At 46.8% G+C, this 13,884-nt stretch carries 14 protein-coding genes and 1 pseudogene; 3 read left to right on the top strand and 12 right to left on the bottom strand.

Annotated features, from left to right (window positions below; translation table 11 throughout):
- Window positions 1-99: 99 nt before the first annotated feature.
- The 6 genes from P8S55_RS04375 to relB all read right to left on the bottom strand — a co-directional run bounded on the left by P8S55_RS04375 (window position 100) and on the right by relB (window position 3,463).
- The gene (locus tag P8S55_RS04375; protein ID WP_289225061.1) at window positions 100-840 is read right to left on the bottom strand and encodes a hypothetical protein; all 741 of its coding nucleotides are present in this window, start codon (window positions 838-840) and stop codon (window positions 100-102) included.
- Between the two features lie 328 nt (window positions 841-1,168).
- A complete protein-coding gene (locus P8S55_RS11155) occupies window positions 1,169-1,276 on the bottom strand; it encodes a type II toxin-antitoxin system RelE family toxin (RefSeq protein WP_353957025.1) in 108 nt (35 codons plus the stop codon).
- Window positions 1,277-1,302: 26 nt separating this feature from the next.
- The gene (locus P8S55_RS04370) at window positions 1,303-1,446 is read right to left on the bottom strand and encodes a type II toxin-antitoxin system RelE family toxin (protein ID WP_289225060.1); all 144 of its coding nucleotides are present in this window, start codon (window positions 1,444-1,446) and stop codon (window positions 1,303-1,305) included.
- A 390-nt stretch (window positions 1,447-1,836) separates the two neighbouring features.
- Window positions 1,837-2,823: a PDDEXK nuclease domain-containing protein gene (locus tag P8S55_RS04365; RefSeq protein WP_289225059.1), complete on the bottom strand. Its 987-nt coding sequence runs from the start codon at window positions 2,821-2,823 to the stop codon at window positions 1,837-1,839.
- Between the two features lie 165 nt (window positions 2,824-2,988).
- Complete coding sequence (locus tag P8S55_RS04360) at window positions 2,989-3,264, bottom strand: type II toxin-antitoxin system RelE family toxin (protein WP_289225058.1); 276 nt, start codon at window positions 3,262-3,264, stop codon at window positions 2,989-2,991.
- Window positions 3,254-3,463 (bottom strand): type II toxin-antitoxin system RelB family antitoxin, encoded by a 210-nt coding sequence (gene relB / locus P8S55_RS04355; RefSeq protein ID WP_289225057.1) that lies wholly within the window; start codon window positions 3,461-3,463, stop codon window positions 3,254-3,256. The genes P8S55_RS04360 and relB overlap by 11 nt, the downstream gene beginning before the upstream one ends.
- 185 nt (window positions 3,464-3,648) lie before the next feature.
- On the opposite strand from relB, the gene P8S55_RS04350 reads away from it, so the two are divergent.
- The 3 genes and pseudogenes from P8S55_RS04350 (at window position 3,649) to P8S55_RS04340 (ending at window position 6,945) form a co-directional block, all read left to right on the top strand.
- On the top strand, window positions 3,649-5,259 hold the full coding sequence (locus P8S55_RS04350; protein ID WP_289225056.1) for a copper resistance system multicopper oxidase: 1,611 nt from the start codon (window positions 3,649-3,651) through the stop codon (window positions 5,257-5,259).
- A gap of 345 nt (window positions 5,260-5,604) precedes the next feature.
- Window positions 5,605-6,342, top strand: a pseudogene (locus P8S55_RS04345) (copper resistance protein B).
- Between the two features lie 39 nt (window positions 6,343-6,381).
- On the top strand, window positions 6,382-6,945 hold the full coding sequence (locus P8S55_RS04340; RefSeq protein WP_289225055.1) for a cupredoxin domain-containing protein: 564 nt from the start codon (window positions 6,382-6,384) through the stop codon (window positions 6,943-6,945).
- 15 nt (window positions 6,946-6,960) lie between these two features.
- Here P8S55_RS04340 and P8S55_RS04335 read toward each other — a convergent pair whose 3' ends face one another.
- Genes P8S55_RS04335 through P8S55_RS04310 form a run of 6 tightly spaced genes read right to left on the bottom strand, consistent with a single transcriptional unit; the run spans window position 6,961 to window position 13,873 of the window.
- On the bottom strand, window positions 6,961-8,586 hold the full coding sequence (locus tag P8S55_RS04335) for a BatD family protein (RefSeq protein WP_289225054.1): 1,626 nt from the start codon (window positions 8,584-8,586) through the stop codon (window positions 6,961-6,963).
- Complete coding sequence (locus tag P8S55_RS04330; protein WP_289225053.1) at window positions 8,580-10,505, bottom strand: VWA domain-containing protein; 1,926 nt, start codon at window positions 10,503-10,505, stop codon at window positions 8,580-8,582. The genes P8S55_RS04335 and P8S55_RS04330 overlap by 7 nt, the downstream gene beginning before the upstream one ends.
- The gene (locus P8S55_RS04325) at window positions 10,502-11,524 is read right to left on the bottom strand and encodes a VWA domain-containing protein (RefSeq protein ID WP_289225052.1); all 1,023 of its coding nucleotides are present in this window, start codon (window positions 11,522-11,524) and stop codon (window positions 10,502-10,504) included. The genes P8S55_RS04330 and P8S55_RS04325 overlap by 4 nt, the downstream gene beginning before the upstream one ends.
- Window positions 11,521-11,985, bottom strand: coding sequence for a DUF4381 domain-containing protein (locus tag P8S55_RS04320; RefSeq protein WP_289225051.1), 465 nt, complete (start codon window positions 11,983-11,985; stop codon window positions 11,521-11,523). The genes P8S55_RS04325 and P8S55_RS04320 overlap by 4 nt, the downstream gene beginning before the upstream one ends.
- On the bottom strand, window positions 11,982-12,917 hold the full coding sequence (locus P8S55_RS04315) for a DUF58 domain-containing protein (protein WP_289225050.1): 936 nt from the start codon (window positions 12,915-12,917) through the stop codon (window positions 11,982-11,984). The genes P8S55_RS04320 and P8S55_RS04315 overlap by 4 nt, the downstream gene beginning before the upstream one ends.
- A complete protein-coding gene (locus tag P8S55_RS04310) occupies window positions 12,914-13,873 on the bottom strand; it encodes an AAA family ATPase (protein ID WP_289225049.1) in 960 nt (319 codons plus the stop codon). The genes P8S55_RS04315 and P8S55_RS04310 overlap by 4 nt, the downstream gene beginning before the upstream one ends.
- Between the last annotated feature and the right edge of the window lie 11 nt (window positions 13,874-13,884).

Raw genomic sequence — 13,884 nt, 5'->3', positions numbered from 1 at the left:
GAGACATAATCCTAGGTGAAGTTATAACTCCGCCAACACGCGCGGATTTGTTGTGGAGGCGAAGCCGCAACGACAAATCCGTCGCAATGCTTGGCCTTGTTAACTTTTAATGCTCATTTTAACGAGATGCTTCATAAAGGAAGACGTCATTTCAAAGATGAACTCTACCTCCTCCTCGATAACAGCATCATTATGTTTTACAAAGGTATTTTGGTACTTTGAATAGTAGTCAACTAGTGTCTTAAACATGTTGGTGAATTGCTTTGATCCACCGTTACTACTAATATATGTTCCGATCTCAGAAATCTGATTTTCTAGTGACTTGCCATTGCTGAAGATTGCTTTTAGAAGTAACTCCATTGAAAGCCTAAGGTCATCTAACAAATTCCGCTGAAATACTCCGCTGCTAAACTTCATTAACGATGACTCATAAAGCTTTAAACTATCGGGGAAGCCGGCTAGCCAGTGCTTTGCCTCGTCAACGAGAGCCATGTTCAGCGTTTCAGAGCTAACAATTCCAAATTGGGAACCGTATCTTGCAATTAACTGAATTTTTAGATTATTTATGGTATCAGAAACTGGCTGAGGAAGCTTCGGGTGCTCGCAAAGTTCCTTGATAATTCTGTATTGATCTTTCGCCTCAAAAACGCGCAAGTTTTCAAGCAAAGCCGTTCGCTTGTTCGGAGCATCGAATGGATATGAAGCGTGAGGAATAGTCACATTCAAGTCAAATGCGTAGCTAACAAATGCTCTGACAATATTGTTGCCTGACAACCCTTGCTCAGTATCACCTAGGATATCTGATGCATGAGTAAGAAATATGTCTGGTATACCCTGCAATTAAGACCCCCTTGAAACTATAAGGCACTTTCGCCTTGTTATTTTGTATTGAAGAAATTTTCAGGCTGTTATGCCTGTATATTGACTACAAACTGTCATTCTGACAAGTTATACGGTCTTATCAAAATTAACAGTTGTTATGAGAAAAATCACTTACAAGGATGTTACCTCAAAAAAATTATCTTCGCTTTAAAAAATGTCAAATTCATTGCGTAGTAAGGGATATGCCATTTTTTACAGAAAATAGCTGCTGTGATGAAGTGCGGCTGTTTATTGAAGTTTGATGGTCTCAGTGTGTTTTACAAGCATTTATTGTTCAATAACTTCGTTATAGCGTCTTGGAATAAACGTCTTTTCGATGGCGGATTTTGATTACATTAATGATCACACGTTGCTCGATTACTTCATAAATAACGCGATAATCGCCGACGCACATGCGGTAATAGGGTGATAAGTCACCGACTAATTTTTTACCTGAAAAAGGTTAGGCGCTAACTTGGTTTTTATCGCGTCCAAAATTTTGCGTTGCCAGGCCTGGTCGATTTTTTTAAGGTCTTTAATCACCTTGTCATCAAAGATCAGTTGATAGATTTTGTCAGTGGCCAAGTGCTTTTTCCAGCTCGGCTAGGAGCCTGTCGGACTAAACCGGTCGAAGCGAAAAAAAGTCTGGTTTGAGTCAGTTTTTGTTCAATTCCGAGGAGAATAGCTAGCTATTTGACGAGGAAGTGGGCAAAAACTGGCCAAATCCAGCTTTTTTGCAGCCGATTGGCTTAGTCCGACAGGCTCCTAGGCTTATCAAATTACGATCCTGCGCATTGTTGCGGGTTTGCGCTTCTAACCAGTTCTGCATATCTTCTTTATAGTTTTCGAGTGCTTTTTTGACAAAAAAACTTTTTGGCCGTTGAGTTTGTTCTGACAAGGCCTTGCTTTAGATAGTTGCCCGTTTTGATTTCGTCTTCAACCAGTAGGATTTTCATGCGTGTGTCCAGGTTTATATTAATTTGAGGCTAAACGCTTTTTTGCACGTGTGATAGCGTGCTGTAATCTTTGTTCTAAAAGCTGAACATCAATTAAATGAGTCAGGTATTCGGCCACATGAATATGACTTCCCTCCATTTCCAGTAATTCAATTTGCTCTTGTTTTTTACCGGAACACAAAATAATACCAAGTGGCGGATTTTCCCCTTCTTCGGTTTCGTATTTTTTCAACCAATTTAGGTAAAGCTCCATCTGGCTTTTGTGGCTGTGTTTAAATGTCTCAAGCTTTAAATCTATGGCAACTAAGCGCTTTAACTTGCGATTATAAAAAAGTAAATCAATATAAAAATCATCGTTATCAACTTGAATGCGTTTTTGCCTTGCTACAAAACTAAAACCAGCACCTAATTCAAGCAAGAACTGCTCAATATCGCGCAGGATTGCATCTTCTAAGTCCTTTTCCAAATAACGATCATTGAGCTCTAGAAAGTCAAGAACGTAAGGGTCTTTGAGCAGCAAATCTGGATGGTATTGGCCAAATTCTGCTAACTGTGTTAATTCAGCCAAAATGGTTTCATCAGGCTTTTTTGAAATCGCAGTTCGCTCAAACAACAACGCACCGATACGGGCATCTAAGATGCGAGTTGACCAGTGTTCTTGGATGGTCATGGTGATATAAAAATCTCGTTTTATAGAATCGTCAATTCCAGAAAGTAAGATAAAATGGCTCCAACTCAATTGTGCAGACAGTGTCTGCACAATGTGTCTATCTGGAAAAACAGTATAAAACTTAACCATTTGTGTAAGGTTACGCTTACTCCAGCCTCTTCCAAGTTGAGCTGTTAGAGTCTTTGATAGGTTTGCGATAATTTGTTGACCGTAATCTGCGCGTTCGCCTCCAAGCACTTCTTGGTGAATCCTATGCCCAACTTGCCAATAGAGTAGGGTTATTTCACTGTTTACGGATATTGCTGCGCGTTGTTTAGCACTATAAATAAGTGCCATCACTTCTTGGCTAAATGGCGTTAACAAATCGTGTTTAGTATTCATTTAAAGGTCTCCAGAATGGGGGTACCAAAGCTTTAGCACAAATTCTCTAGTCTTCAAAAATTAGTCCATCAACGCTAGCAGTCTCGCGAACATTATTAGTTACCAGTATAGATCCATGCTTTACCCATTCGAATAAACGTCTTTTAGATGGCGGATTTTGATTACATTAACGATCACACGTTGCTCGATCACTTCGTAAATAACGCGATAATCGCCGACGCGCAAGCGGTAATAGGGTGATAAGTCACCGACTAACTTTTTACCTGATAAAGGGTTAGCCGCTAACTGGGTTTTTATCGCGTCCAAAATTTTGCGTTGCCAGGCCTGGTCAATTTTTTTCAGGTCTTTAATCACCTTGTCATCAAAGACCAGCTGATAGATTTTGTCAGTGGCCAAGTGCTTTTTCCAATTCGGCTAGGCTTATCAAATTACGATTCTGCGCATTGTTGCGGGTTTGCGCTTCTAACCAGTCCTGCATATCTTCTTTATAGTTTTCGAGTGCTTTTTTGACAAAAAAACTTTTTGGCCGTTGAGTTTGTTCAGACAAATCCTTGAGAAACCCCTCCATTTCAGCATCCAATCTTACGGTTAACATGTTTGACTCCTTTCTTGAACTACATGTATTACACATAATACATTAAGCGGTTAAACTGTCAATAGCTTGAACTTTAGCGGCGTCATTTGTGTTGTTAGATTACAAATTTGTAATCTGGCTGTCAGGTTGGTGTCAGTGTCATTTAATTATACTGAACTCGAACTTACTATCAGAGGTATAAACAAATGGCTATTACTCGTCGTCAATTTCTTCAAGCGGGGGCTGCGTCTAGTTTAGCGGTGGCTTTAGCTCCTTGGATGCCGGCTCAGGCATCGAGTGCTCATGCCCATGGCTCGTCTCGCCGATTATCAGAACTCGAATGGGCGAAGTTGGGTACGCCCCCAGTAATCAAAGGTCATTCGCTTGATTTGGTGGTGGCTGAAACCCGCGTCAATTACAGCGGTCGTGATCGGCGTGCGATTACGATAAATGGCTCTTTGCCCGCACCGACTTTGCGCTGGCAAGAAGGTGAGACGGTCACAATTCGGGTGACTAACCGCTTAAATGTCGACACCTCTATTCATTGGCACGGCATTATTTTACCTTTTGATATGGACGGTGTGCCCGGGGTGAGTTTCGATGGGATTAAACCTGGCGAAACCTTTACCTATTCCTTCAGGCTTGAGCAATCCGGCACCTATTGGTATCACTCTCATTCCGGAATGCAGGAACAGCAGGGCATGTATGGTGCGATTATTATTGACCCGATTCAACCTGACCCGATGGACTATGATCGTGAAGCGGTGGTGTTACTGTCTGATTGGACCGATGAAGGCCCGCATCGCATTATCGAAAAGCTTAAAATCAAAGGCCATTATTACAATCGCAACGAACCTACGGTAATGGATTTTTGGCGTGATGTACGAGAACTTGGTTTTCGTGGAGCGATGCAAAAGCGTCAAATGTGGCAACAGATGCGGATGTCGCCCACCGATTTAGCCGATATTTCCGGTTATACCTATAGCTTTTTAACCAATGGTTTGCACCCTGATGCGAACTGGACAAGCCTGTTTAAACCCGGTGAAAAAGTCCGTTTGCGCTATATCAACGCGTCTGCGGCGACCTATTTTGATGTGCGGATACCAGGCCTGGTGATAAGTGTGGTGCAGGCAGATGGGCAGAATGTGCAACCAGTGGCAGTGGATGAATTCCGTTTTGGCCCGGGCGAAACCTATGATGTGATTGTTGAGCCGCAACAAGCGGCTTATACCCTATTTGCACAGTCGATAGATCGCAGTGGCGTTTCACGTGGAACCTTGGCGGTTCGAGACGGTTTGAGTGCGCCGGTGCCTGAAATGGATAAGGTGGAATGGCTGGCGGATAAAGACATGATGGGCGCGATGGATCATAGTGCGCATGGCGATCATGCTGGTCACACTGGTCACGGTGACCATGCGGGGCATGACAACCAGGCAGAGCATGACATGCATCAGGAGCATGCTATGCATGGACATCACGGACACCAGAGCGAGGCGAACCCCTTAGCCAAGCCATCAACTCGGGTGCATCACGCACGCACCGCTTATGGCGCGAGTGTGGATATGCGAGTGGATACTCCGCGCACTAACCTCGATGACCCAGGCATTGGCTTGCGCAACAATGGGCGTCGCGTTTTAACCTATGCCGATTTAAAAACCTTAGGTGGACCATTAGACCCACGCGGGCCGGAGCGCGAAATTGTATTGCATTTAACCGGCAATATGCACCGTTATAGCTGGTCGATTGATGGCTTGGAATACGGTAAGTCCGAACCGATTCACTTTAGCTATGGTGAGCGATGCCAACGCTTAACTTAATGGCAGTGATGCACAGCATGGGAGCGAGTTACACTTTTCGTCATTCCGGCGCAGGCCGGAATCTTAGGCCTGCGGTGTGCTTGCGCATGAGATCCCGGCCTTCGCCGAGATGACAATGCTGGGTAAAATGTCAGGGATTTTATTATGCACACCAGCAACAACGCTACCACGCACAGCGTGGGAGCAAGGTTAATGCACGGATGCACATAATTAAGCCAAGCCACCTAATAAAGAGGAAATAAATCATGTGGAAAAAAACAACTTTTAATCCTCGCTTTGATTAGCTTGGGATTCACTCACCAGGCCTGGTCGTCTGACCCGCATGCGGCGCATGATCATGGTTCGATGCAAGGGGGTGGTGCGCCTAAAGATGCACGTGATTCCCATGCTTATTCTGGCGATTTACGTTATAACAATAGCGACTTAAAACGCCTGCATTTGAAGTATCAACATATCTATAAAGCCTTTATGGTTGATCATTTAGAACGTGTTTTTGATGATAAACAAGATTACACCACTTATAAACTTAAAGCCTGGATAGGCAAAGACTACAACAAATTGGCGTTGCATAGTGAAGGGCATGTTAAAAACGGTGAGCTGGATGCGCACACTGAACTTTATTGGTCACATGCCTATGCCGCTTATTGGGATAGTTTAATCGGTGTGCGATTTGATCATGGTCAGCATCGTGGTGCTAAAGATCGACAATGGTAGGCGGCAGGGGTTGAGGGTTTAGCGCCTTATATGTTTGAGGTCACCGCTAAGGCCTTTATGGATTCGGACGCACGGCTTGCCGCCAAGTTAGAAATTAAACGAGAATTGCTGTTTACCCAAGACCTGGAGTTAGAACCCAAGCTTGAAGCCAAAGCCTTTAGCAGTAAAGACACGGATTATAACGAGGGAGCGGGCTTGGCCGAACTTAAATTTGGCATGAGATTGAAATACCACATTAAACCTGAGTTTGCGCCTTATATCGGCGTGCAATGGCAACAAAAGCTGGGTGAAACCGCCGATATGGCGCGTGAGTCCGGCCAATCCGCTTCAAGCACGCAATGGTTAGCGGGTTTAAGTTTTTGGTTTTAACAGTTAGAACTACATAATTCTAAAAATGGGAGAAATATCATGAAAACCTTATCACGCAGACAGTTTATATTAGGTGCAAGTGTCGGTTTAGTTGTAACCCCGCTAGCAGCTTGGGCACATAACCACGGTGGTGGGCACGACCATCGTTCGAGTCATACTGGGCAACATGACAATCATGGTTCGCATGGGCAAAGACACGCTGACCATCATCACGGCATGGATCACACGACTAGAATCGGTCGCGCAGGCCAACCAAAGGAGGTCAACCGCACCATTCAAATTGATATGGACGATAATATGCGATTTTCGCCGAACAAGGTCGAAATCAAAGCGGGTGACACGGTTAGGTTTTTTGTGCGTAACCGCGGACAGTTGCAACATGTGTTTGTTATCGGCACGCGCCAAGAACTCGAAGAGCATGCTGAAATGATGAAAAACCACCCGCATATGGCGCATGATGAGCCCAATATGATTAGCTTAAAACCTCGTCAACGCGGTGCGGTGATTTGGCATTTCGATCAACCCGGCACCTATTACTTTGGCTGCTTAGAACCGGGGCATTTTGAAGCGGGTATGCTTGGCCAACTCAGCGTTAAACCTTAAACCGTTAAAAAAATTTTAAGGATACAAGGGGCGCAGGGCGGTTGGGTTGTTGGTTTTTGTTTTGAGCAGTGCGCTGAGGTTTTGTTTCAGTGCTGCTCTGTCAAGCTCTAAGGCTAACGCCGTTTGTTGGTCACCATAGCGTGCTTTTTCCAGCGCGAGCAGTTGTTGGTAGAGCGCAGGATGGGTGGCTTTGAGCGTATGGGTTCCAGCGAACCCTTGTTGTTTAAGCCAGTATTTAATCGCATGCTCGAGTTGGTCAAGGGGTAATTGGCAGAGGGTTTCTATGTCTTGAGCCAGTGGAATTTCTGCGTTTTCAATCTTATTTTGAACAGCTTTTTCTGCTTGAGTGCTCTGAACCATTTGACGGCGTGCTTGCCAATAGAACCCGAGGGTGATTAGCCATAATATCGCTAACATTCCACTGACAAACGGCCAAAAGCGCGATGCTGCTGTTTGGCTGGGGGTGCTGAGATCTTCTAGCCCGAGTAGGCTTTCAGTAGATTGCGTGTTGCTGTTTGTGGCGGTTTCGACCTCAATAGCGTGGCCTGCTAAGCGTGCTATTTCAAGTTGATCGGTTTGGGTATTCCACCAGGGAATTTCAATCTCGTTAAACGCCATCGACCCTGGTGCTTGTAATACCGCCATAAAATCTTGGCTTTTGATGCTGCTAATGCCACTCAGCTCTAAATGGTCTCGTTGACTAACGGGATCGCTGTAAAGGCGCAAGCCGTCTTGTTGTGGCCAACTTGGATTGGGTAATTGACTGGCGCGTAGCCCGGTGGCTTCAAGGCTGATGCGTCGCCCGATGGTATCGCCTACTTGATAGCGGTCTTCGTGGGTCCATTCGTCTTTTAAAATCAGTCGTTTTGCTGGCAACCAGATCGCATTCGCCGGAAAACTGGCGGGAATGGGTTTTACATTCAGGGTAATGGGTTGAGAAGTCTGCTCATCCAAACGTATCGAGCGCTCATACAGCAATCGCCCCTCAAAGCTTTGCGGCGGGATAATCAGTTCACCGCTCGCTTGCGGATAAATCGCATACACCCATTCGTATACCCGATAGACCCGTCCTTGAACACGACGCTCAAAGCTGCGTTGGTTTTGTAGTCTTTCCGAAATCATATTGTCAAATTGCGGTGGGTTAATACTGCCGCGCACCAGTGAGCCTAAATGATAATAACGCAGTGTATAGATCACCTGACTTTGCACATAGGGGTTGGGGTTGTCCACCTCGGCTTCGATAAAACTGATGCGAAAATCATCGGTGCGGATGCTTGCAGGCGAAACGCTAATTTGAATTGGCTCGCTTTGCGCTCGCTCGACGCTGAAAGCGGGAATGGTTAACTCACCGGTGCGCTTGGCCATCAGCTGAACATCCCATAAGGTGGTGGCGCTATATTGTCCGTTAATAATGCGAAGTTGGTTGGAGGCTTGGGTGCCGAGCACATTAAAATCGGTGTGCAACAGCGCAAAATCAGGCCCACGGCTGGTGGTTTGGAAATTCGCCATCACACTCAGTTGGATAATATCACCCTGTTCAACCTTATCACGATCAACCTGGGCCACTAAAATTTGCTGGGCAACAACCAGGCCTGGTACTAAAAATAACAGAAAACTCAGAAATAAGCGGCGCATTACCATAGTTTTGAGGGTTCCTTTTGTGGGTTTCTGGGTGGGTTTTGTTGATACTGATAATCAAACTTACGTCTTAAAAACACCCCGGGTTCGTCTTTAATTTGGTTTAACCAGGTTTGGCGGGCTTGCTCGCGTTCGCGCGCTTGTGCGTCTTGCTCCGCCATCTCGGCTTGGGTTGGTTGATTTAGCAAACCGTTTTGACCCTCTTGATCGCTCTCAGCTTCAGCGTCTTGCTGGCTTTGACCTATGGCGGATTCGCTTTCGCTCGCTTGGTCATCTTTAGATTGCTCCTCAATAGCTTGGTCATCTAGTCCCTGTTGCGCTGTGTCGCCTTGTTGAGCTTGATCGCCGGATTGAGAGGTTTGGTCATTGGCCTGCTCATCGCCTTGGCTTTGCTCAGACGATTGCTCTGATGATTGTTCAGAAGGTTGCGGTGCTGCGCTGTCGTTGTGTTGCTGAGCTTCTTGACCTTCTGCCTCTTGCTGTAGCGCTAACAATTGCTCAATCACCTCAAGGTTATGTTGCGCTTGTGGAAAGTCAGGTTGTAATTCAAGTGCGCTTTGATAGGCTTTGCGTGCGTCTTCTAATTGGTTTGATCGCGCCAATGCATTGCCGCGATTATAGTGTCCTTGCGCTGAGCCATCACGCCTAAACGCATTTACGGCTTCTTCATAGCGACCTTGACGATATAAGCTGCTACCACGCCAACTCGGATCACTAAACTCGCGCTCTGCCGCCAGATAATCCTTTTGCTGCCAGGCCTGGTAGCCACGTTGGTTGCCAGTTAAAAACATTTCTCGCCAGCGATCAGAAAATCGAATTTCGGGTTTTTCTGCTTGACCTTGTTGCTGTTGCTGCTGTTGCTGTAACTCTGCTTGCGCCCAAGCTGTTTGCGGCAGTAATGCGCTGGGTAATAACACTATCAACGCTAAGGACATCAACCAACCACGTCGTGCCGCTAATGCGGCGAGCGGCACTAATAACCAAAGTAAATACACGCCATAGTCCAACGCTTGATATAGGAGTTTTTCGTCATGCTGTTCGCGCTCAGTTGCGCCCGCAAAAGGCGGTAATAAACGGGGCAAATCACTGTCATCCAACTGCATACGGCTGAATTGAGCGCCGCTATCACGTGCCAATTGTGCCAAACGTTGAACGGGCACTTGCGCTTGCACTAAACGATCGTCTTGGTCTTTAAGCAAGCCAAACTCTGGAATCATAATCGCGCCGCCTTGAGGTGTACCAACCGCCAACACACTCAATTCAATAGCGTGTTGGCTAAGGCGTTGTTGAATCGGCGCTATTTCGGATGGCTCGACATCATCGCTAACCCAGATAAGATGACGCTGGGTGATGTTCGCGCCTTCAAACAGTTCAACCGCCTTGTCAAAACCGGCGAGCGCATTCGCCCCATAGGAGGGCATAATCAATGGATTCAAATGCGGCAAAAGATTCAGTAGGGTACTGTTGTCGTCGGATATCGGTGTAATAATATGGGCTGAAGCCGAATAGCCAACCATACCGACACGCATTTCAGGATGCTGTTTAAGCAGATCGGTGAGTTTAAACTGCACGCGGGTTAAGCGATTGGGTTGCAGGTCATCGGCATACATCGACAAAGACAAGTCGAGCAAAATCACACTACCTGTTTGGGTGGCTTGGGCGGCAACCGGTTGCTGTTTCCAGCTTGGCCCGCTGAGCGCAATAATCGCCGCCAGCCAAATTAAGCCCAGCCCAAAAAAACCAATCGGCAACAATGTTTGGCTAGACGATTGAGTGCTGAGTAAATAAGGCTGAAACGCAGGGTCAATCCAGGCTTTCCAGCCCGAGTCTTGTACTTTTCTTTGCCACACCTGCCAAAGCAACCAGGCCACAGGTAAGAGCGCCAAAAACCACCAGGGACGTAAAAAAGTCAGTTCAGTCATGCTGACTCCTTGCTCGGTCTTGGCGTGATGCTTCGCCAAACGAGATAAAAACTGAGTAATAATGCCAACCCAAGCGGCCAGCTGAACAGCTCAGTGCGCGCTCTAAATTGGTTGAGGGTAAATTGGGTGGACTCGATTTCATTGATGCGTTTATAAATCTGCGCTAGTTGTTGGGTTTGGCTGGCGACAAAGCTCTCGCCCCCAGTTAGGGCGGAAATAGCTTCCAGCGCCTCGGTATCTATATCAAAAACACGGTTACGCGAAACGCCTGGTTGCACATCACCAAACGCAATCGTGTGAATCACTAAACCTACTTCAGCGGCTTTTTTGGCGGCGTCTAACGGCTCGACCGCGCCGGCGTTATTCGAACCATCGGTGAGCAATACCAACACGGCTTTGTTATTGCGCACCCCTTGCAGGTGTTTAATGGCCAAACCTATTGAGTCGCCAATCGCGGTGTTATTGCCCGCCATGCCGATTTGGGTTTCTTGTAGCAGTTGTTGAATCGCGGATAAATCATAGGTCAGCGGACTCACTATAAAGGCTTCGGTACCAAACACAATCAAGCCCATTCGATCGCCTTGGCGCTGGGCGATAAATTCATCAACCACGCTTTTAAGCGCGACTAAACGATCAACATTGCGCCCATTTAGCAGCATATCCGGCTTTTCCATACTGCCAGACAAGTCCACCGATAACAGCATATCGCGCCCGCTTGATTCAAACGGTGTCGGGGTTAAAAACCAAACTGGGCGCATCGCGGCTAACAACAGCACCAGCCAGAGGGCTAAAAACAACAGCGGCAAACGCAACCGATCGGCGCTGGGTTTTTGCAAGGGTTGCACGGATTGATTGACGCGCAGCCGCGACACTAAATGCGGTGCTAACAGCGGGATTTGTTTTTGTTGTGCGGGCTTTAAAAACGGACGAATTAACCAAGGCAGCGGCAAGAAAGCGACCATCCAAGGCCAAATAAATCCAACGTTTTCAAACCAATGCATCAAGGCGCTCAAACTCATAGATGATGCCCTCGAATCCAACGTTGCGCAAAATAAATTAGGCTTTCGCGCTCTTGCGCTGTGAGGGGGGTGGGTTGCGCTTGGTAGCGTTGTTCTAGTTTTTGCAGCGAGTTAGGATGCTCAATAAAAGCAGCTTTGCTTTTTAAAAAGGCTAACCAGGCCTGGTTGTTTAATCCCCCGCAGGCGGCGCGGCCATAGGTGCTAATCGCCACCTGTTTTAATAGCGCATTTAATTGGCTTAAAAATTGTGTATCATCGCGTTGAGCTAGGTCAGATAAATTGGCGATGGCTTCACGACGGTAGGCGTCTTTTTTGTGGCGTTGCCAAAAATACCAAATCAGCCCAATTAACACCGCTAACACAATAAACAGCGTTACCCATACACTCGATGCCAGCGGCCATAACCCAATTGGTTCGGGCAAGATAATATCTTCAAGCAGGTCTAATGGATCGCCCATCATCGTCTTAAAATCCTTTGCCTAACCAGCGCATTGATCAGCCCATTAGCCATCGCATCAGCGGTTGAAACACGACACAAAGCCACCCCCAAGCGGCTAAAACTATTTTTTTGGTTTAACCAGGCCTGGTCGTAAGCCTTCTGATAATTTTGGCGCAGACTTGGGTTTTGTCCGTCTAAATACACCTCGGTTTCGCCATCACTAAACGCCAGCGCATAGCTATCAGGCAAATCAGATTCAATCGGGTCTTCACAGTGGATCGCGCTCACCGCGCCATGTTTGGCGATTTGGCTTAATACCGCATAGGCGTTTTTATCAATATTCAAACAGTCGCCAATTAAAATAACCCGGCTAGCCGGATGAACCAGCGGCGCGATATGATTGAGCGCACACAACCAGGCCTGATTGTCGCCCTGTGCGGGTTGATTAAGCGCTTGGTTTTGATGTAAGCCGTGATGAAATAACTGCAAGAGGTTTTTAGCTTGACGCTTAGGCGTTATCCAATGTGCAGGTTGTTCACCAAATATCAAGCCGCCCACTCGATCATCTTGATTTAAGTTGGCCCAAGCGAGGATCGCCAGGATGTCGAGCGCCAATACCGATTTAAAGCAGTGTTGGCTGGCAAAAAATAACCGCGCCGACTGTTCAACCACAAACACCACAGGGCGTTCGTGCTCTTCGCTAAACAACTTGGTGTGAGTGTCTTGGCTGCGTGCGCTGACCTTCCAATCAATATGGCGCACATCATCACCCGGCTGATAAACCCGTACTTCGCTAAACTCCATGCCACGGCCTTTGCGTGGACTTGGGCGCGAACCGTTGGCTTGCATCATAATGCGCTGTTGATGACCGAGTTTAAAGTGTTTCACGTGAAACCGCCAAGCATTCAACCGGCCTAAGTCGCTATAAACCGCCGATTGAGCTGTATCGCTCATACCAAGCTCACCCAACCTAAAATATCATCCGTGACCTGATCCACGGTTTTGCCTTGTGCTTGCGCTTCATAGCTCAGCAGTAAACGATGACGAAACACATCATGCACCACCGCTTGCACATCATCTGGGCTTACAAAATCCTTGCCCAACAACCAAGCATGCGCCCGTGCGCAACGCGAAAGCGCAATCGTGGCACGCGGACTGACGCCATAGGTTATCTGCTCAGCCAACTGTTCGTTGTATTTATTCGGCTGGCGCGTGGCGATTACCAATTCAACCAGGTAATCCTTCACGCTTTGCGCCATATGCAGATTTAAAATTTGCTCACGTGCACTAAACAAGGCTATTTGATCAATCTTTTCAGGCATGCTTTTTTTTATTTCTTTGGCTTCGTTTTCTACCAGCGCCAAAATCTGGGCTTCATGCTCACGATCAGGGTAATCGATCGTGACATGCAACATAAAACGATCCAGCTGTGCTTCGGGTAGCGGATAGGTGCCTTCCTGCTCAATCGGGTTTTGGGTCGCCATCACCATAAACAGTTTTTCCATCCGCAGGGTTTGCTTGCCCACACTCACTTGACCTTCCGCCATGGCTTCTAACAGCGCCGATTGCACCTTCGCTGGCGCGCGGTTAATTTCATCCGCTAAAATAAGGTTATGGAATATTGGCCCCGCTTGAAACTCAAACTGACCCGTAGCGGCACGATAAATCTCGGTACCCGTAATATCAGCAGGCAATAAATCAGGGGTAAACTGAATACGATGAAACCGACCTTCCAACTGTTCAGCCAGGGTTTTAATCGCTTTGGTTTTAGCCAGGCCTGGTGGGCCTTCAACCAATAAGTGACCATCGGATAACAGGGCAATCAACATACGCTGGATTAAATGCGGTTGACCTAGAATCACCTGATTCAACGCCTGTTCTAATGCTTGAAATCGATTCACTAAGCTCATGGCAATCCTTC

It is taken from the genome of Thiomicrospira sp. R3 (assembly GCF_029581415.1).
Lineage (GTDB): Bacteria > Pseudomonadota > Gammaproteobacteria > Thiomicrospirales > Thiomicrospiraceae > Thiomicrospira.
This window is presented reverse-complemented; position numbering and strand designations above follow the sequence as displayed.

Coding starts and splice junctions, on each gene's coding strand:
- relB (WP_289225057.1), bottom strand. CDS start 3,463: ATGTTAACCGTAAGATTGGATGCTGAAATGGAGGGGTTTCTCAAGGAT.
- P8S55_RS04365 (WP_289225059.1), bottom strand. CDS start 2,823: ATGGCACTTATTTATAGTGCTAAACAACGCGCAGCAATATCCGTAAAC.
- P8S55_RS04330 (WP_289225053.1), bottom strand. CDS start 10,505: ATGACTGAACTGACTTTTTTACGTCCCTGGTGGTTTTTGGCGCTCTTA.
- P8S55_RS11155 (WP_353957025.1), bottom strand. CDS start 1,276: ATGTGCGTCGGCGATTATCGCGTTATTTATGAAGTAATCGAGCAACGT.
- P8S55_RS04340 (WP_289225055.1), top strand. CDS start 6,382: ATGAAAACCTTATCACGCAGACAGTTTATATTAGGTGCAAGTGTCGGT.
- P8S55_RS04335 (WP_289225054.1), bottom strand. CDS start 8,586: ATGGTAATGCGCCGCTTATTTCTGAGTTTTCTGTTATTTTTAGTACCA.
- P8S55_RS04310 (WP_289225049.1), bottom strand. CDS start 13,873: ATGAGCTTAGTGAATCGATTTCAAGCATTAGAACAGGCGTTGAATCAG.
- P8S55_RS04315 (WP_289225050.1), bottom strand. CDS start 12,917: ATGAGCGATACAGCTCAATCGGCGGTTTATAGCGACTTAGGCCGGTTG.
- P8S55_RS04320 (WP_289225051.1), bottom strand. CDS start 11,985: ATGATGGGCGATCCATTAGACCTGCTTGAAGATATTATCTTGCCCGAA.
- P8S55_RS04325 (WP_289225052.1), bottom strand. CDS start 11,524: ATGAGTTTGAGCGCCTTGATGCATTGGTTTGAAAACGTTGGATTTATT.
- P8S55_RS04350 (WP_289225056.1), top strand. CDS start 3,649: ATGGCTATTACTCGTCGTCAATTTCTTCAAGCGGGGGCTGCGTCTAGT.